Raw genomic sequence first — 21,723 nt, 5'->3', positions numbered from 1 at the left:
GTCAGTCGTTGGCGGTGCGGGCGCGTGGGCTTATCAGGGGTGCCACCATGGACGCCGAGCACAGGGTTGATGGACAGGATGGGACGGCGGGTGCTGGGCCCGAAGGTGGCTCGCAGGCGTCGTCCGTGCAGGACGGCGGCCAGGGCGGTGCCGTGAGCACCGAGCCGCACGCTTCGGGGGGCTCCTCGGAGCCGCAGGGCGAGCACAAGCGCGAGGACGCGTCACCGGAGTCCGGTGGTGAGCACCGAGCCGAGGGCACGCCACCCGCCGAAGGTTCGGAGCAGCGAGCCGAGGGCAAGCCTTCCGAGCAGGGCGTTGCGCAGTGCGCCGAGGATACGCCTTCGGAACAGGGCGAGCCCCAGAACGCCGGCTCCGCGCAGGGGCAGGGCGGTGAGCCTCCCGTTGATGGAACGCCTTCTTCTCAGGAAGCGTCCCAGGCCAGTGGCGACACACAGGGCGAGGGCGCACGGCCGCACGGCGCGGGCGGGGAATCGCCGGGCTCCGCGGACGCCTCCGGGAGCGAAGGTTCGAAGGACCAGACAGGTTCGCAGGAAGGTGGACTTCAGGCCGAGGGCACCACGTCCCACGGTCAGGCGGAGCCACATGCCAAGGATGCGTCTCATGCGCAGGGCGAGCACCAGGCCGTGAGTGAGTCCCACGGGCAGGACGGAATCGAATCAGGAGGCGGGTCCGTCGCCAACGCGGAGGCGCGCGCCGAGCAGTCCCCCTCCGACGGCGAGGCCCGTGCCACGCCCGGGCTGGACGAGCGCCCCCAAGGCGCGTTCTGGACGGGTGAGGCCGACGGGGAGAAAGCCAGCGACTCTGACGAGGAGTCGCAGGAGGACGTCCTCCCCGAACCCGAGCAGCGGCTTTCGGGCCGGGTGACGACGGTGCTCCTGCCGCTGGAGAAGCTGCAGGACGAAAGCGCGTTCAAGCTCCGCCCGGAAGGCGACGTGTCGGGGCTGGCCACGGACATCGCGCGGCTGGGGCAGTTGTTCCCGGTGGACGTCCGCCCGGCGGGGGAAGACCGCTACCAACTGGTCTGCGGCTTCCGGCGGGTCGCGGCGCTGCGCTTCCTCAAGCGGGACGCCGTGCAGGCGCGGGTCCACCTGCGGCTCTCGGACGAGGACGCGCTGGTGATGTCGCTGGCGGAGGCGATTCACGCCACGCCGGTGGGCCCGGAAGTCCTGGAGGCGAAGCGCGACGAGCTCGAGGCGCAGGGGCGCTTGAGCGCTGCCGTTCGCGACATGCTGGAGAAGGCGCTCGCCACCGAGGACACGCTGGCGCCGGAGGGCGTCGAAGAGGAGATTGACGCTGACGAGCTGGCGCAGGAAGTGGCGCAGCGGCTCGGGGCCATCAATCAGGACCTCTCGCTGCTGGCGGACGTGTTCGCAGCGCTGGATGAGTCGCGCAAGGCGGAGCTCCTGATGCAGCTCCGCTACTCGTCCGAGCTGGTCACCTATCTGGAGGGACTGTAGGCCATGGCCGAACCACTCGTGCGCGACCGTGCCCGGCTGTTGGAGCTGCTCACCGAGCGCTCCTTCGAGCAGCGCCGCGTGGTGCTCTCGTCCGGCAAGGAGTCGGACTTCTACATCGACTGCAAGCGCACGGCGCTGCTGGCCGAGGGCCACTTTCTCATTGGCCGGCTGTTCCTGGAGGCCATCCGGCGCGAGGCCCCGGAAGCCGTGGGCGTGGGCGGGCTGACGCTGGGTGCCGACCCGCTGGCGTCCGCGGTGAGCCTCACCGGCTACCTGTCCGGCACGCCGCTGGCGGCCTTCATCGTGCGCAAGGAGCCCAAGGGGCACGGCACGGGCCAGTGGATTGAAGGCCTGAGCGGGCTGGGGCAGGGCGCGGCGGTGGCCATCGTGGAGGACGTCGTCACGACGGGAGCCTCCACGCTGAAGGCCATCGAGCGGGCCCAGTTGGAGGGCCTGAAGGTGCTGGGCGCCTTCGCGCTGGTGGACCGGTTGGAGGGTGGGCGTGAAGCCGTGGAGGCCTCGGGTCACCGGCTCCACACGCTCTTCACCCGCAAGGACTTCATGCCGTGAGGCGTCCGTTCATCACCGCGGCGCTGCTGGGGCTGCTCGCGGGCTGTGTCACCACGCCGCCCACCGCCATCAGTGATCCGCCGCCGTCGCTGCCGGACGAGCACGCGGAGCATTCCTACCGGAAGATTCTCGCGCGCTACACGGGACAGAAGGAAATCTACGACGGCTTCGACACGCGCGTGTTCGCGGGCGTGACGCTGCAGACGCTGTCCTTCCGCGAGGCGCGCGTGCATCGCCAAGCCGCCTTCCAGCAACTGCCCACGGTGAAGGTGGAGCAGATGCTCGCCGAGGAGCAGGCGAAGGCCGCGCAGACTCACGAGTTCTTCCTGGGCGTGCACTTCAACGACTTCGTCTACGCCGACTTCGACCACAAGCACTCCATCTGGCGCCTGGCGCTGGTGACGCCCGCTGGCGAGGTGACGCCCTCGCGCATCCGCCGGCTGGGCCGGGCGAACATGCAGACGCGGGCGTACTACCCGTACACGTCGATTTTCTGGGTGGGGTGGGAGATTCAGTTCCCCACGCAGATGTCCGACGGGAGCCCCGTCATTCCGCCCGGCACGGAGACGGTGACGTTCCGCATGGCCTCGTCGTTGGGCAAGGCGGACATGCAGGTGAGCGCGCAGTAGCGCAGCTCACGTCTGGCTGGTGCGCTTCAGCCACTTCTCGGCGGGCGGCATCGTCGGGCCCGCCAGCAGCCGGTCCACCAGGGCCGTGGGCGACGCGCTCACGGCGAAGGGCACGGCCTGCTCCATGGGGACGAAGCCCTCCTCCGCGTGGTGCCGCGCCATGGCCAGCAATGGCTGGAAGAAGCCGCGCGTGTCCAGCAGTCCCATGGGCTTGCGGTGCAGGCCGAGCTGGGCCCAGGTCACGATTTCGAAGAGCTCATCGAGCGTTCCAAAGCCTCCGGGCAGGGCGATGAAGGCATCCGAGCGCTCCGCCATCAGCGCCTTGCGCTCGTGCATGGAGCCGACGGAGTGCAACTCCGTGAGGCCCCGGTGGGCCAGCTCCTTGGCGCCAAGGAAGCCAGGCAGCACGCCTACGACGTTGCCACCAGCGGCCAGCGCGCCGTCCGCTACCGCGCCCATGAGCCCCACGCTGGCGCCGCCGTAGACGAGCGTCAGTCCTCGCCGCGCCAACTCGGCGCCCATGCGTGTGGCGGCGTCCATGTACTCCGGACGCGCGCCGGGTCGGGAGCCGCAGAACACACAGACACTTCGCACTTCCATGTCAAAAGCCTCCACGCCGCTCGGGGTGGGCGGCGTAGAGCGCCACCACCACCGAGAGAAAAAGAAGGATGGGCAGGGCGCGCGCATAGACCTGCCGCCCCATGCGCAGGGCCAATCCGCAAGGCAGGCCGAAGAGGAAGCCGCCCAGATGTCCCGCCCAGCTCACGAAGGGGAGCAGGCTGAGGACAGCAACCTGCGCCAGCCAGATGAACAAGTCCCGGCGGCCCTCGCGTGTGGCGACGGGCAGCATGGCCCCCGCCCAGCCGAGAATCATTCCGGACGCGCCCACCGTGGGCACGTCGAAGTCGAAGATGAGTGAGAAGGTGGACGCCCCCAGCGCCGTCACCAGCGACAGGCCGAAGAAGCGCAGGCTGCCGATGCCTCGCTCCAGCGTGAAGCCGAGCGTCACCACCACCGACATGTTGAAGAGGAGGTGGAGGGGACTGCCGTGCTCCAGCACCGCGCCCAGCAGCCGCCAGTACTGGCCGGCCTGCACGAAGGGGCCGTACAGGCCCAGGGGCGGAATCTGCATCCGCCCGTGCTCGCTCCGGACCACCTGGGAGATGGGCAGGAACTGCTCCGCCAGGAAGAGGGACACCGCGCAGGCGATGAGTGCGTAGCACACCCAGGGACGCGGCTGCGGTGGGCCTGGCACCGGTGGGCCAGGGGGCTGCGCGCCAGTGCCTTCACCGCCCGAGGCGGAGGAGGGGGCATCGAGAATGCGTCGTGGACGAGAAGACATTCGGGCTCAAGGCTCCCTGGACACGACGGTGTCCCGCAGCCAGCGGTGGTCGTCCGGGTGCGGGTAGTCCAGCGTGTAATGGAGGCCGCGGCTCTCCTTGCGGCGGCTGGCGCAGTCGACGATGAGGTAGGCGACGTCGGCGATGTTCCGCAGTTCGATGACGTCGCGAGTCACCTTGAAGCGCCAATAGTAGTCGCGAATCTCCTCGCGCAGCAGCTCCAGCCGGCGCCGCGCGCGCATCAGCCGCTTGTCCGTGCGGACAATGCCGACGTAGTTCCACATGAGCCTGCGAATCTCGTCCCAGTTGTGCGTGACGACGACGCTCTCATCCGACTCCACCGCGCTGCCCGAATCCCAGGGCGGCGGGTCCTCGGAGGGAGCGGGCTGGGAGCGCACTTCTTCGGCGGCCACCTGCACGGCGCGGTGGCCGAAGACGAGCCCTTCCAGCAGCGAGTTGGACGCGAGCCGGTTGGCGCCGTGCAGGCCCGTGCAGCTGACTTCACCAATGGCGTACAGGCCGGGCACGTTGGTGCGTCCCTCCAGGTCCGTCACCACGCCGCCGCACATGTAGTGGGCCGCCGGGACGACGGGGATGGGCTGCACCGCCATGTCGATGTTGAACGCCTTGCAGGTGGCGTAGATGTTGGGGAAGCGCTCGGCGAGGAAGGCGCGTCCCAGGTGCGTCATGTCCAGGTAGACGCAGTCGTCGCCCGTGCGCTTCATCTCCGCGTCGATGGCTCGCGCCACCACGTCACGCGGCGCGAGTGCGCCCATGGGGTGGTAGCGCTCCATGAAGGACGCGCCGCTCTTGAGCTTCAGTTTGCCGCCCTCGCCGCGCAGCGCTTCACTGATGAGGAAGCTCTTGGCCTCCGGGTGGTAGAGGCAGGTGGGGTGGAACTGGTAGAACTCCATGTTCGCCACCTTCGCGCCCGCCCGGTACGCCATGGCCACGCCGTCACCCGTCGCCACGTCCGGGTTGGACGTGTACAGGTACACCTTGCCAGCGCCGCCGGTGGCCAGCACCGTCACCTTGGCCAGGAAGCGCTCGATGACGCCGTCTTCCAGCAGGGCGTAGACCCCCAGACACCGGCTGACCCCAGGGGAGGGGACGCGCCGGTCCTGGATGAAGTCGATGGCGGCCGTCTGCGGGAAGAAGGTGATGTTGGGGGCTTCGTCACACGCGGCGAGCAGCGCGCGCTGCACCTCGCGGCCGGTGATGTCGCCCGCATGGATGATGCGGCGCGCGGAGTGGCCACCCTCGCGGGTGAGGTCGAACTCACCGGTGATGCGGCGGTTGAACTCCGCGCCCAGGTCCACCAGTTCCTGCACGCGGCTGGGGCCATCCTTCACCGTGACTTCCACCGCGTCGCGGTGGCACAGCCCCGCACCCGCCACCAGCGTGTCCTCGATGTGGGCCTCGAAGGTGTCAGAGGGCGCGAGCACGCTGGCGATGCCGCCCTGGGCATAGGCCGTGTTGCTTTCGAAACGGTCGCGCTTGGTGAGGATGGCCACCGTGCCATGGCGGGCCGCCTGGAGGGCGAACGAGAGTCCCGCCACGCCGCCTCCCAGGACGAGGAAATCGAACCGATGGGGCATGGTGAGCAGCCTTAACGACTGTAAGTGCTGGAAACAAGGCGTTTTCTTGAGGAGTTTCCCGCGGATGTCTAAGGTTCGTGGGCCGATATGCGTGCCTTTTCCGCGTTCCTCTCCGTCGCCGTGCTGGCCCTGCCCTTGTCGGCGGGGGCGGATGCCATCTACCGGTACGTCGAGAAGGACGGCACCATCATCTACACGAACGTGCAGCCCACTGGCAGCAAGCGGGCCAAGACGCTGAAGGGCACGTTCACCAAGGCCCCCGCGAAGAACACGCCGGTGGTGGGCCGCAAGCGGACCCCGCCGGAGTTGGATCCGCACATCACTGCCGCGGCGCTGCGCTACCGCATCCCGCCGGCGCTCGTGCGCGCCATCATGCACACCGAGAGCAACTTCAACCCCAACGCGCTCAGCCACAAGGGCGCCAGCGGGCTGATGCAGCTCATGCCGGCCACGGCGACGGACATGTACGTGAAGGACATCTTCAACGAGCGCGACAACATCGAGGGCGGCGTGCGCTATCTGCGCGTGCTCGCCAACATGTTCGACGGCGACATGGTGAAGATGGTTGCTGCGTACAATGCCGGCCCCGAAGCGGTGAAGCGCTACGGCGGCAAGGTGCCCCCCTACGAAGAGACGCAGGGGTACGTGCGCAAGGTGCTCAAGCTCTACTACCACTACAAGGAGCGCGAGGCGGCCGTCTCGAGCGGCCCCAGCGAGCCCACATCCCAGAATGACGACGCGCGCGAAGGGGCGGGGGGAGACGAGCCCCGCTGATGATGAGTTCCTCCAGCAGCTCTCCCGCGGTGGCGAGCTGTTGGCCGCAGGCAGGGTCCACGAGGCTCAGCCGTTCCTGGAGCGTGCCCACCAGCTCCAGCCCCGCATGGAGAAGGCGCAGAACCTGCTGGGCCTCTGCTACTTCAAGCTCGGCCTGTACGACAGGGCGGCCGAGTTGTACGAGATGCTGGTGCGCGACAACCCGGTGGACCCGACACTGCGGGTCAACCTGGGCCTGGTGTACCTGAAGACGTCCGCGCTCCAGCGCGCGGCGCGCGAGTTCGAGACGGCCACCGACCTGGCCCCCGAGCACCAGAAGGCCCAGAACTACCTGGGCCTCACCCTGGCGCAGATGGGCGAGTACGGCCGCGCCCGCGAGCACTTCTTGCTCGCCGGCAGTGACGTCATGGCGGAGAAGATGTCTCGCGCCATCGCGGGGGAGAGCTACGCGAAGCCGGCCGCCGCCCCCACGCCGCCGCCCCGAAGCGCGCCGGTGGAGCCCCGTGTCGCCGAGCCGCCGCCGCCCGCCGCCGAACCGGAGGAAGAAGAGGAGATTCGCTTCGCCGAAGACGAGGGCCCCAGTGCCCTGTCCGACGCCTCGGCGTCCGAGGCGACGGAAGCAGCGGCTGAAGGTGGCGTGGCGCGGGAGGCGCCTCCCGAGCCGGCCTTCGATGAGACCTCCGAGACGGTGGCCGCGAGCGTGCCGCTGGCGCCCGTGCCCCTGACGCGGTTGCATCTGCGCAAGGTGCCCGCGACGTCGCTGGTGCCCACGTCTCCGGCGCCGGAGTCCTCACCCGTTCGGGACGGCGGGCGGTCGTCGCTGGCCGAACTCGCCGGCTCGGTCGTCCTTCCCGGCGCGGAGGCGTCGCGGCCCTTCGGCGCGGGGCCGGGCTGCTACACCGTGGCGGTGGAGGGGGAGCTCCTGACGCGCCTGGATGGCCTGGTGGCGCTGGCGGGGCAGCTCTCCTTCCAGCCGGAGATGAAGCGATTCCGGGGCCGGGCCACGGACAAGTCGTTCGGGGAAGGTGCGGCGCGGATGGTGCGTGCCCGGGGGCAGGGCGTGCTCTACCTGGAGCCGGCCGCGACCCGTACTTTCCTGGCGGTGGACCTGGGCGAGGACTCCGCGTACTTCCGCGACGAGTGCGTGTTCGCCTTCGAGGAGCCGGTCATGTTCGAGAACGGGCGGGTTCCGTCGGACATCGCGCCGGACCTGGACCTGGTGCACCTGCGAGGGCAGGGCCAGGTGCTCTTGAGCCTCCCGGGGCCGCTGCGTGCGGTGGCGGTGCGCCAGGAGCAGCCGGTGATGGTGCCGCTGACGCACCTGGTGGGCTGGCAGGGGAACCTCACGCCGCGCATGGTGCCCGTGCTCAAGTCCCCCTCTGGGGAACCGCTTCGGGCGGCGGTGGAGCTGGGCGGTGAAGGTTTTGCCCTCATCGCCCTCGGTGTCCGCTAGAAGGGCCCCTGCCATGGCCACGGACCGAGCGGCGCGGAAACAGCGGAAGCGAGAGGAGCGCGCCCGGAAGCGCGCGGCGCGCAAGCCCAGCGTGTTGGTGCAGGAGTTCTGGAACCTGCCCAACATGCTCACGTTGGGGCGCATCCTCATCATTCCGCTCTTCGTGTGGCTGACCTACGACGCGGACCCCCTCAACTCGCTGCTGGCGGGGCTCGTCTTCGCGGTGGCCGCCATCACCGACGTGGTTGACGGCTACCTCGCGCGGAAGTGGAACCTCATCACCGTGGTCGGCAAGTTCATGGACCCGCTGGCCGACAAGCTCATCGCCATGGCGGCCCTGGTGATGATGGTGCGGCTGGGGCGCATCGCCGCGTGGGTCGTCATCGTCCTGCTGGCGCGGGAGCTCATCGTCAGCGGACTGCGCACCATCGCCGCCAGCGAGGGCATGGTGATTGCCGCGGGTCAGGAGGGGAAGTGGAAGACGTCCCTCCAACTGGTGGGCATCATCTCGCTCTGCGTCCACTACGTGCATCCACTGGAGTTCCGCACCTTCTCCGTGCCGGTGGACTACAACCTGGTGGGCCAGGTGCTCGTCTACCTGTCCGGTGCCTTCTCGGTGTGGAGCGCGGTGGTCTACTTCCGGGCGTTCCTGGCCATGTTGGCGAAGCGTGGGGGGGAGCCTGACCCCGCGAAAAGTGTTTGACGGGTCCGGAAGGGCTCTGTATACCCCACCTCACTTTCGGCCCGGCGGTCACACGGCGGTGACGAAAGCGCGGCACCTGATGCGGGAATAGCTCAGCGGTAGAGCATCGCCTTGCCAAGGCGAGGGTCGAGGGTTCAAATCCCTTTTCCCGCTCCAAATCGGGCCCTCTGGGAAGCCAGAGGGCCTTTTAGTTTGCAGGGTCTGACGCGGGAATAGCTCAGCGGTAGAGCATCGCCTTGCCAAGGCGAGGGTCGAGGGTTCAAATCCCTTTTCCCGCTCCAAATTGAGGCCCTCTGGGAGACCAGGGGGCCTTTCGTTTTTCCGGTGTCCTGGTGGCTCAGGTGCTGGAGCCAGGGCCGGACATTCGCTCGGTTGATGGCTTGCTCTTCATATGAGCAGCCGTCCGAGGGCGTCAGCAGAGTGGGGCCGGGGGCGCTGGGCGTCCTCGCAACAGCAAGAGGCCCTGCTATAGAAGGCCCCCTCATGATTCGGCTCGTCCGTGAACTGTATCAGTACCGGGGCTTGCTCATCAGCCTCGTCCAGCGGGAACTGAAGGCGCGTTACCGTGGCTCATTCCTCGGCTTCCTGTGGACGTTCCTGAATCCGACGCTCCACATGCTGGTGTACGTGCTGCTGTTCACCGTGGTGATGCGGCAGAACATCCCCAACTTCCCGTTCTTCATGTTCGTGGGCCTGCTGCCGTGGATCTGGTTCTCCACGTCGGTCGGCGGCGGGGCCAGCGCGATCAGCGACCGACGGGACTTGCTGACCAAGGTCCGCTTCCCGGCCCAGGTGCTGCCCACGTCGGTGGTGGTGACGAACCTCTGCAACTTCGTCTTGTCGCTTCCGCTGATGTTGGTGCTGGGCATGGCCTATGGACAGTGGCCGACCTGGCACGTGGTGTTGTTCCCGGTGGTGGTGCTCATCCAGCTCACCTTCACGCTGGCGCTGACCTACATCCTGGCGGCCATCAACGTGACGTTCCGGGACCTGCAGCACATCGTCAGCAACCTGCTGACGCTGTGGTTCTTCGCCACGCCGGTGCTGTATCCGCTCTCCACCATCCAGGATGAGAGCGCCCGCTCGTTGATGCTGGCGCTCAATCCCATGGTCAGCCTGATGACGTCGTACCAGGCCATCTTCTACGAGCACCGGCTGCCGGACGCAGGGCCCTTGATGACGCTGGCGGCTGTTTCCGTGGTGCTGCTGTGGGGCGCCTCGTCCATCTTCGAATCCCGCCGCGAAGAGTTCGCGGAGTCCATCTGAGCGTCGGCATGCCTGAATCCATGGACGCCATCATCCTGAAGGACGTCGTGAAGAGCTTCCGGAAGCGGACCATCCGGGGCGAGTACACGACATTCAAGTCCGAGCTGCTCCGCTGGCTTCGGGGCAAGCGCCAGTCGCGCGATGCCAGCCTCATCACCGCGCTGCGCGGCATCAACCTCACCGTCCCCATGGGGAAGACGGTGGGCATCATCGGGCGGAACGGCTCGGGGAAGAGCACGCTGCTCAAGCTCATCACCGGCATCTACACGCCGACCTCCGGCGACCTGCGAATCAACGGTCGCATCTCCGCCTTGCTGGACCTGGGCGCCGGTTTTCATCCGGACTTCTCCGGACGGGAGAACATCCTCATCAACGGCATCATCCTCGGCATGACGCGCGCCGAGGTCCGGGCCCGGATGGATGAAATCATCGCCTTCAGCGAGCTGGGCGAGTTCATCGACGAGCCGGTGCGTACCTACTCCAGCGGCATGTACATGCGCCTGGCGTTCGCGGTGGCCACGCATGTGGACCCGGACATCCTCATCATCGACGAAATCCTCGCCGTGGGCGACGAGCACTTCAGCAAGAAGAGCCTCGCCAAGATGATGGACTTCAAGCGGCAGGGGAAGACCATCGTCCTGGTGACGCACGACTTGAGCACGGTGGAGCGCTGGTGCGACCTCGCGGCGTGGATTGATGGCGGTTACATCCGGCGCGTGGGAAAGCCCTCGGAGGTCACCGCCGAGTACCGTGAGGCCATCTCCCTGGCGGAGGCGCAGTCCGCCGCCTTCACGCCGCCGGCGCTCACGGAAGGGGGCGGTGCGCTGCCGCAAGTCCCCTCCGAGTCGCTGCCCGCCGAAGGGCCTGTCCGCATCCACCGGGTGCAGTTGCTGGATGCTCGGGGCGAGTCCCTGGAAGTCCTGTCGCCGGAGGAGGGCCTGGAGGTCCGCGCGGATTTCTCCGTGGAAGGGCCGTGCGAGGACGTGGACTTCCACGTGCGACTGCAGGCCGCGGACGGACGTACCCTGTATGAGACGAGCACCCGCCGAGAGGCGGTGGTGCTCTCTCGGATGCCGAACCAGGGCGTGCTTCGTTTCGTGGTCGAGCGCCTGGGGGCGCTGGGGGGCGACTACTCCCTGGTGGTGTCGGCTCGGGCCTCGAAGGGTGAGTCGTCCGGGCGGTGTGCGTTCCGGGTGGTGTCGGCGACCGAGGAGGAGGGGGTGTTTCGTCCTCCTCACCGGTGGTTGGTGGAGCCGGGTGCCGACTCCCAGGCGGGCGTCCCATTCGAGCCAGGCACGTCACCGCGTGTGGAGGTGGGATGAAGGTTCAGGAGCGCGCCGGTACCCAGGGGGAAGGGTGAGTCATGTGGCAGAAGTGGGCTGATGTGACGCAGGGGCACGTGGCGGCGCCGGGGCCGGGAGATTTCGCGCAGATGGTGGCTGTCCTCCGGAAGGTGCTGGAGGAGCGTCAGCCGTGCGCGCCCGAACAGTGCGACGAGCGCAGCGCCCTGGAAGGCGCGCTGCGCCTGGCGACGGAGCACCTCCACCGTGCGCTCCCTGACGGCGGCCAGGGCCTGTCCTCGCTCCAGGAAGCCGCGAGGCTGGCGGACCCGGCTGCGTTCTCCATCCCGGCGTCGCATCGGGCGCGTGGGGGCACGCTGGTGACGTCCGCCAAGCGTGCCTTCGTCAACGGGCTGGAGCCTTTCCACATCGAGATGCTTCGGCCCCAGGGGAACTTCAATCGCGCGCTCGTGCGGGTGCTGGAGTACCTGACGGTGCATCGGGCCCTGGGCCTGCGCGATGACGTGTCCTCCTGGGCCGTCGCTCAACTGGAGCCGCTGGCGGTGCCCACCCGGTGGGTGGTGGGGTCGCATCGCGGCCGCGTGGCGGGAGCGCTGGTGGGCTTCGCCAAGCGGGGCTACCTCTACACGTTGGGGCCCGTGCTGGAGGCCGTGCTTCAGGGGCAGGCCCGGTGGAACTTGGCCATGGTGGAGGCCATCCGCGCGGCGGCGAGTGCCCAGGCGCCAGGAGAAGCCGAGGCCCGCCGCCATGTCGCGGACGTCGAAGCGCTGCGCGAGCCGCTGGCGGGCCGGGCCCTCCCCGGCGCCCTCCGCGTCACCCAGCCGCTGTGGGGCGAAGTGCTGCGGCGCCAGTCCCGTTTCAATGCCGAGTCGGTGCTCGCGCTCGCCAACCTCCTGGGCACGCGGACGGCGCCGCCACAGCCGCCGTCGCTGGCGGACTACCCCGCCTGGTGCGCGGCGCGGGAGCCGGCGCGTGTCACCGCGGCACATGAAGCCGTCGCGCGGCTGTCGCGGCGCCCGCTCATCTCGCTGGTCACGCCGGTCCACGATGCCTCGGAAGCCTTCATTCGCGAGTGCCTCGCCTCGGTGACCTCTCAGGTGTACGCCGACTGGGAATGGCTCCTGGTGGATGACGCCAGCACCGCGCCGCACCTGGCGCGCATCCTCCGGGAAGCGGCGGAGCGGGAGCCTCGCATCCGCGTCCTCACCGCGTCATCGGAAGGGGACACGGCCCGGGCCACCAACGAGGGGCTCGCGGCGTGCCGTGGGGACTTCGTGGGGTTCCTGGGCGCCGAGGACACGCTCTCACCACATGCCCTGGCCGAGGTGGCGCTGGCGTTCCTGGCGCAGCCCGAGCTCGCGCTCCTCTACACGGACGAGGACGGTTTGGACGCGCAGGGCCACCGCTCCGCGCCGTTCTTCAAGCCGGACTGGTCGCCCGACCTGTTGCGCTCCGTGGACTACGTCCGTCACTTCCTGGTGGTCCGTCGCGAGACACTGGCGCAGGTGGGCGGTCTGCGAGAGGGCTTCGAGGGCGCTCAGGGCCATGACCTGATGCTGCGGCTGAGCGAGGCCACCTCGTCCATTGGCCACGTCACGGAGCCGCTGTACCACGCACGTGAGGGGTCGGCGGCTTCGGCCAGCCGGGGCGCTGGGCTGGACACGGCGACGAAGGCGGGCGTGCGGGCGCTGTCGGAGCACCTGGCTCGCCAGGGGGAGTCCGCGGAGGTGACGAGCCCGGCGCCCATGCAGTACCGGGTCCGCTATCCGGTGCGGGGCACGCCGAAGGTCTCCATCATCGTCCCATTCAAGGACCGCCCGGACCTGCTGCGCACGCTGGTGGACAGCCTCCTGGCGCAGACCCGCTACCCCCATTTCGAGGTGTTGCTCGTCTCCAACAACAGCACCCGGCCGGAGACATTCGCACTGCTGGGGCAATGGGTGGACCCGCGGCTGGTGAAGCTGACGTGGGACCACCCCTTCAACTACCCGGCCATCAACAACTGGGCCGCGAAGCAGGCCTCCGGGGAGCTGCTGCTCTTCCTCAACAACGACATGGAGGTGGTGGACCCCTCCTGGCTGGATGAGCTGGTCTCCCAGGCGCAGCGGCCCGAGGTGGGCGCGGTGGGGTGCAAGCTGCTCTTCCCCGAGGGCACCGTGCAGCATGCGGGCGTCGTGGTGGGGATGACGGGCTTCGCGGGACATCCTTTCTGGCGGCTGCCGGAGGGACCCATCTCCACTCCGTTCGGGCACACCGAGTGGACGCGGAACTGGCTGTCCGTCACCAGCGCATGCGTCATCCTCCGCCGCGAGGTCTTCCAGTCGCTGGGGGGCTTCGACGAGCGTTTCCAGGTGTGTGGCAGTGACGTGGAGTTGGGCCTGCGGCTGAATGCCAAGGGCCTCCGCGTGGTGTGCACGGCGCAGACGCGGCTCATTCATCATGAGTCGGCCAGCCGGCGTGCGGACGCCATTCCCGAAGCGGACTACTGGCTGTCTTATGCTGCCTACCGGCCGTGGCTGGGGCCGAAGGGCGACCCCTACTACAACCCGCACCTCACGCTGACGGCCACGGACTGCGGCCTCCGCCGACATCCGGAGGATGGCGAGCAACTGGCGGTCCGGACGCTGGGGCGCGACGTTCCGAGCGCGCGGGATGTCCGGGGCGAGCAGCGTGCGCGGGCGCAGCGGCACCTCATCGAGCACCTGGATGCGTGGGACTTCACGCCCGAACAGGCCCAGACCTCGCGCGAGTCGGCGCCGGCGGCGCTGGCGGCGCTGCGCGCGAAGGGGCGGGTGGAGACGGCAACCTGGTTCGTTCCCGCCTTCGGCCATGTCTACGCGGGCATCCACACCATCTTCCGCTTCGCGGACCTGATGCAGCGCCGCCACGGCGTGCGCAGCGACTTCGTCATCTACGACCAGCCAAACGTGAGGCCCGGTGACATCGAGGCCCGCGTGGCGGCCATCTGCCCGGGCGCGGTCGGTGCGGTGCGCGTGCTGCGCCGGCCAGAGGACGTGGCGCTACTGCCCGCATGCGATCTGGCGCTGGCCACCGCGTGGACCTCCGCCTATCGCGTGCTGCACCACCCGCGGGCTGGCGTTCGCGGCTACTTCGTCCAGGATTACGAACCGCTGTTCCATGCGGCGGGCACCCCCTCCGCGCTGGCCGAGCAGACGTATGGCCTGGGCTTCTACGGCATCTTCAACACACCGGGGCTCTACGAACACGTCGTGGGCCTGCATGGGATGGAGGGCGCCTGGTTCGAGCCCGCCGTGGATGGGACGTTGTTTCATCCGCGCCGGCCACCGCGCCAGGGTCCTGTGCGTGTGTTCTTCTACGGACGCCCGGGCAATGAGCGCAACGGCTTCGAGCTGGGGTTGGCCGCGTTGGCGCAGCTCAAGCGGGAGCTGGGCCCCGCCGTCGAGGTGCTCGCGGCGGGCGCGGAGTGGGACCCCGAGGCCTACGGCGTCAGGGGGCTTGTCACCAATCTGGGAATGTTGCCGGCGGAACGGACGGGGGCGCTCTACCGCGAGTGTGATGTCGGGTTGTGTTTCATGTTCACCCGGCATCCGTCGTATCTGCCGCTGGAGATGATGGCCTGCGGTGTCACTGTCGTCACGAACGACAATCCCACCAATCGGTGGTTGCTGACGCACGGTGAGAACTGCCTGCTTGCCGAGCCGACCCCGAGTGGCGTACTGGCCCGGCTTCGCGACGCCGTCTCCAACGGCGCGCTCCGGGCCCGGCTCGGTGCGAATGCTGCGGAGCGGGTCAGCCGGACGTCGTGGGAGGCCGAGGTAGACCGGGTCATGAAGGGCTTGCTGAACACAGGTGCGCACCCAGCGGCGACGCTGGATGACCGGGCTTCGTCCTTGGAACACGCCAGCTGAACACCGGGGCGCTGGCGGTCGAACATTGGCCCAGGGGGGCCGCGGCAGAAGGAATCTCCACCATGCGGGATGACACCCATCTTCACATCGCGTCGTCGCCGGAGCCGAGCGCCCCGCGGCAGTCGCAGCCGGAAGAAGCGGCAAGCAGCCAGTATTGGAAGGCCACGAGCGGCTACACCTATCGGGAGATGATCCGCACGCGTCAGGACGCGGGCAACCCCGGGTATGGTCAACAAGAGGCGCTGCTCACGACGCTGATGCAGACGGAGCAACGCGCCCTGGGGCGGCCGCTGGACGTCCTGGAGTTTGGCTGCGGCTTCGGGCGGCATGCCTCCTATCTGGCGTCCCTCGAAGGCGTTCGCTACCACGGCTACGACTTCTCCGAGGCGATGATGGAGCCCCTGCGGCACGCGCCGCCCGTGGGGCTGGCGCCTGTGGAAGAGCGGCTCTTCTGTGGGCCGGATGCCCTGGCGGCGGTGGGGGACAGGACGTTCGACGTGGTGTTCACCGTGTCCGTCCTCATCCACAACCCGCCGGAGCGCCTGCCTGCCCTGCTGGAATCGCTGGGCAAGCTGGTGCGTCCCGGCGGATTGCTGTGCCTGGTCGAAAACCAGCTTGTTCCCTTCGGCGTCTGGGAGAACGCCTGGCACCAGGGATGCTGGCTGCACCCGTACGCGGAACTGACGCCCGCTGGCTGGGACATGCATCATGGCGGTGGCCTCCTGGCCACGCATGACGTCTACGTCTTCAAGCGCAACGCGTCCCAAGGCCGTCGCTTCTTCCAGCTCCAGTCCGTCGAGCAGCCCCGGGACGAGCATCGGGAGGTGACGCTGGAGTCGCTGAACGTCGAGTCTCTGCCCCGACTGCGGGCGTGGACGGAGCACGCGGGCGAGGTGCTCCGGGCTGAGAATGGCCTGACGGGGATGCAGGTTTCCGAGCTGACGGAGCGGCTGACGGTCGAACTGAAGCGGTCGGAGCGGCGGCAGCGCTTGTTGTCGCTTTCGGATGAGCTGGTCCGCCTTCGCGCCGAGCCGGTGGTGACTGCTCGGGCGCCGGTCGACACGCCTGCGCCGCGTTACGGGCATGACACCGTGGCGGAGGCCGTCGTTGTCGATACGCCACTGGATACGACGTGGGCTCACGTCGACCCGCGGCTCTCCCGGGTGGTGCATCTCTTCCACCAGGAGTGGTACGGCATCCGCGCCGCGTCTGGTTATGCGCCGGGTCACAAGATTGGCATCACCGCGAATCGCGCGTTGACCGCGGCGGACCACCAGCGCATCGCCGAAACGTGTGAGCGGCTGGGCGCACGGTCCATCATCTTCCAGGGGTTTTCGCCCAATGCCCTGGAAGTCATGCACATGCTTCGCCGCGTGTTCGGCAGCACGCTCAAGCTCTGCTGCGTGTGGCACGGCTCCACGGCCCAGTTCCACTTCGACTTCGAATTGGAGACCTTCAGCCGCTTGCTGGCGCTCCGGGAGCAGGGGCTTCTTGATGCCGTGGCTTGCGTCAAGCCAGAGATGCACTTGATGTCGCCGCTGCTCTTCCAGAAGGTCCTGCTCAACCTTCCTCCTCGGGTCGCACCGGCGGACCAACGTCACCGCGCTCCGCCGACGCGGGCCGCCTTCGTTCCCACGCCCAACAACTGGTGGAAGAACTTCTATTCCAACGTCTTCGTCGCCGCGTCACTGCCGGGGATGGAGCGCGTCTTCGTCACCAGTCCTTTCTCGGCCCGCCCGGAGCTGCCCCTCAAGGCTTCCGTCATCAACGTAGGGCCGTTGAACCGTTCGGAGCTGTTCAACCTCATCCGGGAGACGGACGTCGTCCTCAACGTGACGCTCGCCGAGTGCCAGCCGATGACCGCCCTGGAGGGACTGACTCACGGTGTGGCGTGCCTGACAGGGCCGCTGACCCTGGGGGCTCTGGATGAACACCCCTTTCAGCGATTGGTTCAGGTCGCGGGCACCGGCTCGCTCGGACAGATTCGCTCGGCGCTGGAGCGGGTCGTCGGCCTCCGGGAGCGTTCGCCGGAGGAGTACGCGCAGATGCTGGAGGACTACACCCAGACGCTCTGTGCCCAGGCGATCAACCACTATCTTGAGTTCGCACAGCCATGAGCATGACCCGCGTCTGCCTCGTTACCGATGAGCTCTACCCCTTCACCCCAGGGGGCATTGGCCGCGTCGCGCACAACCTCATCATGGACTCGCAGCGCCACGGCGCGAACGTGGAGTTCCATGTCCTGTTTCCGCCCACCGTTTCCGTGCAGACGGCCCAGGTGGAACTCTTCTTCGGGGGACGGGTGAAGGCGCATCTGTGCGACTTCCGCGAGCCACAACAGACCACCGCGGATGCGCATGGGTTCTATCCGCCCACGGAAGCCTTTCGGGATTCTCGTTGGCACGGTGAGTCGTTGGAGGTGATGCGCTACCTGAAGGCGCGCGAAGCGGAGGGCTTGCGCTTCGACGTCATCGAGTTCGCGGATTTCCGCGGCTGGGCCTTCGCCGCGCTGCAGGAGAAGCACCTGGGGCTGGCTTTCGCGCAGACCACCCTCTCGGTGCGGCTGCACTCGAGCTACGGCACCCTCATGCATCACGAGCCCAACACGCTCGAGGTCGAGAACCTGGGGCGGTTCGAAATCGAGCGGAAGTCCTTGCTCGATGCGGACCTCGTGGTGGGGCATCTTCCCTGCATCGCCGAGTTCAACCGGCGTTTCTACGGCTTCGACGACGCGTGGATGCGCAAGGTGCGGGTGGAGTTTCCCCCGGTGGTCATGGAGTCTCCGGCGGAGCCGTCCCGGCTGTTCGACGTTCCCGCGGCCCAGCGCAACCTGGTGTTCGTCACCAAGATCCAGCACTTCAAGCAGCCGGATGTCTTCGTCCGGGGTGCCGTGCTGTTGATGCGCACGTGGCCTGAGTACCAGGGCAAGGCCATCCTGGCGTGCCATTCCTTCGATCCGGAATTCCTCGCTGAGGTCAAGGCGCTCATCCCGTCGGACCTGACGGACCGCTTCGTCTTCATCAAGCCAGGTCCTGACCGCGAAGCCCACATGCGCGCGGGGGTGGTGGTCATCACCTCCAGCTATGAGTCGCTGAATCTCACGGCCTACGAGGCTTCCGTCGCGGGCACCCGGCTGGTGCTCAACTCGGCCTGCCTGGCCTTCGGTGACGACAGCCCCTTCGTCGATGGGGTCCACTGCCACAAGTATGACGGCAGCCTGGACGCGCTGGTGGTGGCCATGCGCAAGGCGTTGGAAGGACCGGAGCTGGCCCCCGTCCGCTGGACGGTGGACCGTCCCTATTGGGAGCGCCACGCGCGGGAGGCGCCGCCCACGCGAAGCCCTCAGGCGCCACTGGTCAGCGTGGTCATCATCAATCAGGACCAGGGCATCTTCCTGCCCATCGCGCTGCAAGGTGTCGCCGCCAGCACGTACCCGGAAGTGGAAGTCGTCGTCGTGGATGATGGGTCCACGAGCGCCTTCGACATGCAGGTCCTGCAGCGCCTGGAGCGGTCCGAGGCTGAAGGGGAAGGGCTTCGTGTCGTCCGCTCCCCGATCCGCCGCGGGTTCGCGGGGGCTCGTAACCTGGGTGTCCGCGCCGCACGCGGGGCATACGTCGTGTTCCTGGAGTCGGACGACAGCCTGTCCCCGGACTTCATCCAACACGCCGTCTCCGCACTCGAAGCGCGACAGGAGTTCTCAGGGGTGGTCCCCACCGGGGGCCGCTTCCATTCCAGCGAAGAGCTGGCCAACCGCCAGTTCAAGGGGTTCATGACGTACCTGGGGGATTGTCCGACGTACGCGCTGGCCGCGAACCAGGTCTCCGCGCCCACGGCGATGCTGCGCCGAACCGTCCTGGAGCAGCACGCCTACAATGAAACCCTGTCCGGCTATGCGGACTGGGATTTCTTCCTGCGGCTCGCGCAGGGGGGACACCGCTTCCTGGTGACGAACCAGGTCCACTTCTTCTCGCGGCGGGGGCATGCCATCACCCCGTCCGCGTCCCAGCAGCGCCAGCACTTCCGCTGGCTGGTGCGGCTCTTCGAAGGCGTGCCCGCGCCACTGCATCCGTCGACGCGGCTCTTCGCCCTGCTCGCGCACTCCCGCGAGGCCATGGTCGACCCATATGGCGCGCTCGACACGCAGGAGCGGCGGCCGTCCTCCGCGGCGTCCGCGGCCTTGGAGTCCGCCCAGGTGCTGGCCGAGGCCGTGCGCCCGCTGCGCTACGACGTGGTGGATTTGATGAACGCGGCCCTGAAGCGCCTGCCCCTCGTGCACCCTTTGCTCAAGCAGGCCGTCGCGGGCAAAACCGTTCCCACCAGCGGGGAGTCGGGGGGCGCGAGCCCCGGGGAGGCGCCTCCGCTTCGTTACGTGCTCGTGGACCGCGCGAACACGCTCTTCAAGCGGATGCCCGTCATTCACCGCGCGATTCGGAGCACGGTCAGCCGGCTGACCTGAGCGACGGCGCGTCCTGCGAGACGGAAGGCGCGCGCCGCGGCGCCTCGGCCGGCGGCGCCGCAGTCAGTCGCATCCCCGCGAGCCACGCGGGAACGAACATCAGGGCCACGAGGAACACGGGGTACTGATAGCGCACGTCGGGTGACGGAATGAGCGCGGCGAGCGCCGCCGTATGCAAGACGACGGGGAGCGCCACGGCGGCAAGTCGCCAGGTCCGATGGCGGATGCAAGCCACCGCGCAGGCGAGCAGCAGCAGGTAGAGCGGCAGCGCCGGGCGCCAGAGCAGCCAGGCCAGGTCTGGCTGAAGCGTCCGGACGGTCCACCGGAGAAGGGGCTCACGTAGGACTGGAAGGAGTGAGTCGGACCGAAGGTGTCGCGCTCCGGGCTCGATGGTGTCCAGTTCCCCGTGGGGCCCCCTCCAGATGGGAGGGCCATTGAGGTGGTCCGAGCCTTGCGAGAGCTTCCAGAGCACCGAACTGCTGCACAGCACGTGTGAGAGCACTGGCGCTGCGTCTCGTTGTGTCAGGCGGACGAGGAGCGGAAGCAATGCCTTGTCGTGCCGGGTCAGCGCGTCCCTGTCGAAGCGCCCGTCCCAGATGGTGAACACGTTGCTGAAACAGCGGTAGTTCCACTGGTCGTCGAGCGGGTGGAGCTCCTCGAGGAGGGCCCGTTCACCGGGCTCCAGGGGCGTTCCTGCCGCCACGTGGGCGCCCAGGAATCCGACCAGCGTCATCCCCTTGGGGAAGGGTTTGATGGTGTACGTCTGGCTCAGCACCCAACGGGTACCCGAGGCGACGACAAACGTGGCCACGAGCGCGAGCGCCACCGCTTTGTAGCGCTCCCTCCGGAGGAAACCCAGTGCCAGGAAGGTTCCGACCACCGCGGGCAGGCCGTTGTGACGGAACAACATGGCCATGGCTCCCAGCACCACCATGCTCACCCAGAACGGCACGTCCCAGCGCGTGGTGGGGTCGGTCGCGGAGCGGAAGAGCCAGATACACAGCGCGAGGATGCAGAGGCTGAACGGGACGTCCTTCCAGAGGGTGACGGCCATCGTCCCGTTCACAGGCGCAAGCGCGAACACCGTCGCGGTGAGCGCGATGATGCCTCGGGAGACACCTGCCCTCGCCAGGGCCGCGCAGCCCCAACCCACGAGCCCCCCCAGGCCGGCAATCTGCGCGAGCGCCACCGCCGCGGGTGATTCCCAGAGCTTCTGGAGGAATCGGATGGAGGCGGTGTGGAACAGTGGATGCGCATCATCCATGTCCCCGGAAAGGGCGTCACGCCATTGTGACGTCGAGTCTGGACTCAGCATCCCCGGGTAGACAGTCAGCAGCCAGATGCCAGCCACCACCACGGTGGGGATGGCCGTCAGCAGTCCCACCCAGCGTCGTGGCATGGGCTTGAGGGGTGGTGGCGGACGGCTCGTGAGCCAGAGCCCCATCAGGAGCAGGAGGGTGCCGAGGACCAGCGCGTGGGCCGCCAACACGACGGTGATTCGAATCCCGGCACTGGCGGTCAATGCGCTGGGGGAATGGTGGAGGACCAGGTCCCGGCGCGCGTCTGTCCCGGGCGGCGAATAGAGGTCGAGCCGTTCGGTTCGACCGTTCACGGTGTACTCCACGATGCCGGAGTACCCGTGCGCCAACAATTGGAGGACCCTGGGCTTGTGACCGCCTGCTTCCCAATGCAGGCGCGCCGGCTGGTCGAGGTGCGAAAGCCAGGCGCCTCCATCACGGCGTTCCCACTTTCCTTCGGGGCGCCAGCCATCGGAAGGCAGCGGGTTGCCGTGGGCGTCGAGCAGCCCGAGAACCCACACCTCGCTGCCCTGGGAACTGGGGTTCCGCTCGCCCGTGGCATGGACCGTCACGGGCAGCCGTTCCGCGGGCATCATGACGTGGAGCGGGGTGGCTACCATCAGGAGCACGGTGACCAGGGCGACGACTCCCAGCCAGGTCCGCTGCCGCGCGGGCGAGTAGCGCGCCAGCCGACTGTGCAACCACGGAAGTAGAAAGCAGTACAGCACCGGGCCCAAAGCCAGGCACCCCAGGACCAGCACGAGACGGGAGCTCAGGGACTGGAAGGGTGAGACCCATGCCCCCAGCGTCAATACCCCCGCGGTACTGAGCGCGAGCAACATGCTCATCGCGGCGCGAGGCCAGCGCCGTGGGGCGGGGCGTACGTCAAGGACTGGCACCGGGGCTTCAGGGGATTGCATTGATGGCGTGAGTACCGTACGGAGGGGGGGGCAATGCAAACCTGAGA

15 protein-coding genes and 2 tRNA genes are annotated in these 21,723 nt (G+C 68.2%); 13 read left to right on the top strand and 4 right to left on the bottom strand.

From position 1 onward, the window contains the following. Positions 1 to 47: 47 nt before the first annotated feature. Genes F8M74_RS16735 through F8M74_RS16725 form a run of 3 tightly spaced genes read left to right on the top strand, consistent with a single transcriptional unit; the run spans position 48 to position 2,677 of the window. A complete protein-coding gene (locus F8M74_RS16735) occupies positions 48 to 1,478 on the top strand; it encodes a ParB N-terminal domain-containing protein (protein WP_228559636.1) in 1,431 nt (476 codons plus the stop codon). A 3-nt stretch (positions 1,479 to 1,481) separates the two neighbouring features. Further along, entirely contained in the window at positions 1,482 to 2,048 is a 567-nt protein-coding gene (gene pyrE / locus F8M74_RS16730; RefSeq protein ID WP_141255186.1) for an orotate phosphoribosyltransferase, read from the top strand. After that, positions 2,045 to 2,677, top strand: a complete 633-nt coding sequence (locus tag F8M74_RS16725) for a hypothetical protein (protein WP_141255187.1) — start codon at positions 2,045 to 2,047, stop codon at positions 2,675 to 2,677. The genes pyrE and F8M74_RS16725 overlap by 4 nt, the downstream gene beginning before the upstream one ends. Positions 2,678 to 2,683: 6 nt before the next feature. On the opposite strand, the gene F8M74_RS16720 is transcribed toward F8M74_RS16725, so the two are convergent. From F8M74_RS16720 to nadB, 3 genes are all read right to left on the bottom strand, one after another. Beyond that, a complete protein-coding gene (locus F8M74_RS16720; protein WP_141255188.1) occupies positions 2,684 to 3,277 on the bottom strand; it encodes a TIGR00730 family Rossman fold protein in 594 nt (197 codons plus the stop codon). 1 nt (position 3,278) lies between these two features. Next, the gene (locus tag F8M74_RS16715) at positions 3,279 to 3,932 is read right to left on the bottom strand and encodes a rhomboid family intramembrane serine protease (RefSeq protein ID WP_141255212.1); all 654 of its coding nucleotides are present in this window, start codon (positions 3,930 to 3,932) and stop codon (positions 3,279 to 3,281) included. A gap of 93 nt (positions 3,933 to 4,025) precedes the next feature. Beyond that, positions 4,026 to 5,615 (bottom strand): L-aspartate oxidase, encoded by a 1,590-nt coding sequence (gene nadB, locus F8M74_RS16710; protein ID WP_141255189.1) that lies wholly within the window; start codon positions 5,613 to 5,615, stop codon positions 4,026 to 4,028. Positions 5,616 to 5,702: 87 nt separating this feature from the next. On the opposite strand from nadB, the gene F8M74_RS16705 reads away from it, so the two are divergent. The 10 genes from F8M74_RS16705 to F8M74_RS16660 all read left to right on the top strand — a co-directional run bounded on the left by F8M74_RS16705 (position 5,703) and on the right by F8M74_RS16660 (position 19,458). Then, positions 5,703 to 6,389, top strand: coding sequence for a lytic transglycosylase domain-containing protein (locus F8M74_RS16705; RefSeq protein WP_141255190.1), 687 nt, complete (start codon positions 5,703 to 5,705; stop codon positions 6,387 to 6,389). Continuing rightward, a complete protein-coding gene (locus tag F8M74_RS16700; RefSeq protein WP_141255191.1) occupies positions 6,346 to 7,842 on the top strand; it encodes a tetratricopeptide repeat protein in 1,497 nt (498 codons plus the stop codon). The genes F8M74_RS16705 and F8M74_RS16700 overlap by 44 nt, the downstream gene beginning before the upstream one ends. 13 nt (positions 7,843 to 7,855) lie before the next feature. Further along, positions 7,856 to 8,545 (top strand): CDP-diacylglycerol--glycerol-3-phosphate 3-phosphatidyltransferase, encoded by a 690-nt coding sequence (gene pgsA / locus F8M74_RS16695; protein ID WP_140793362.1) that lies wholly within the window; start codon positions 7,856 to 7,858, stop codon positions 8,543 to 8,545. A gap of 81 nt (positions 8,546 to 8,626) precedes the next feature. Beyond that, positions 8,627 to 8,701 (top strand) — tRNA-Gly (locus tag F8M74_RS16690). Between the two features lie 50 nt (positions 8,702 to 8,751). After that, a tRNA-Gly gene (locus F8M74_RS16685) sits at positions 8,752 to 8,826 on the top strand. Positions 8,827 to 9,028: 202 nt separating this feature from the next. Next, positions 9,029 to 9,811, top strand: a complete 783-nt coding sequence (locus tag F8M74_RS16680; RefSeq protein WP_162294997.1) for an ABC transporter permease — start codon at positions 9,029 to 9,031, stop codon at positions 9,809 to 9,811. A gap of 8 nt (positions 9,812 to 9,819) precedes the next feature. Continuing rightward, complete coding sequence (locus F8M74_RS16675; RefSeq protein ID WP_141255193.1) at positions 9,820 to 11,133, top strand: ABC transporter ATP-binding protein; 1,314 nt, start codon at positions 9,820 to 9,822, stop codon at positions 11,131 to 11,133. A 41-nt stretch (positions 11,134 to 11,174) separates the two neighbouring features. Then, a complete protein-coding gene (rfbC, locus tag F8M74_RS16670; protein ID WP_141255194.1) occupies positions 11,175 to 15,002 on the top strand; it encodes an O-antigen biosynthesis protein RfbC in 3,828 nt (1,275 codons plus the stop codon). 62 nt (positions 15,003 to 15,064) lie between these two features. Continuing rightward, on the top strand, positions 15,065 to 17,119 hold the full coding sequence (locus F8M74_RS16665; RefSeq protein WP_141255195.1) for a class I SAM-dependent methyltransferase: 2,055 nt from the start codon (positions 15,065 to 15,067) through the stop codon (positions 17,117 to 17,119). Beyond that, positions 17,116 to 19,458, top strand: coding sequence for a glycosyltransferase (locus tag F8M74_RS16660; protein WP_141255196.1), 2,343 nt, complete (start codon positions 17,116 to 17,118; stop codon positions 19,456 to 19,458). Before F8M74_RS16665 ends, F8M74_RS16660 begins: the two co-directional genes overlap by 4 nt. Here the strand turns inward: F8M74_RS16660 and F8M74_RS16655 are convergent. Then, positions 19,442 to 21,604, bottom strand: a complete 2,163-nt coding sequence (locus F8M74_RS16655) for a hypothetical protein (RefSeq protein WP_228559637.1) — start codon at positions 21,602 to 21,604, stop codon at positions 19,442 to 19,444. The genes F8M74_RS16660 and F8M74_RS16655 overlap by 17 nt on opposite strands. Positions 21,605 to 21,723: the final 119 nt, after the last annotated feature.

The organism is Myxococcus sp. CA023, from assembly GCF_010998615.1.
Classification (GTDB): Bacteria; Myxococcota; Myxococcia; order Myxococcales; family Myxococcaceae; genus Myxococcus.
This window is presented reverse-complemented; position numbering and strand designations above follow the sequence as displayed.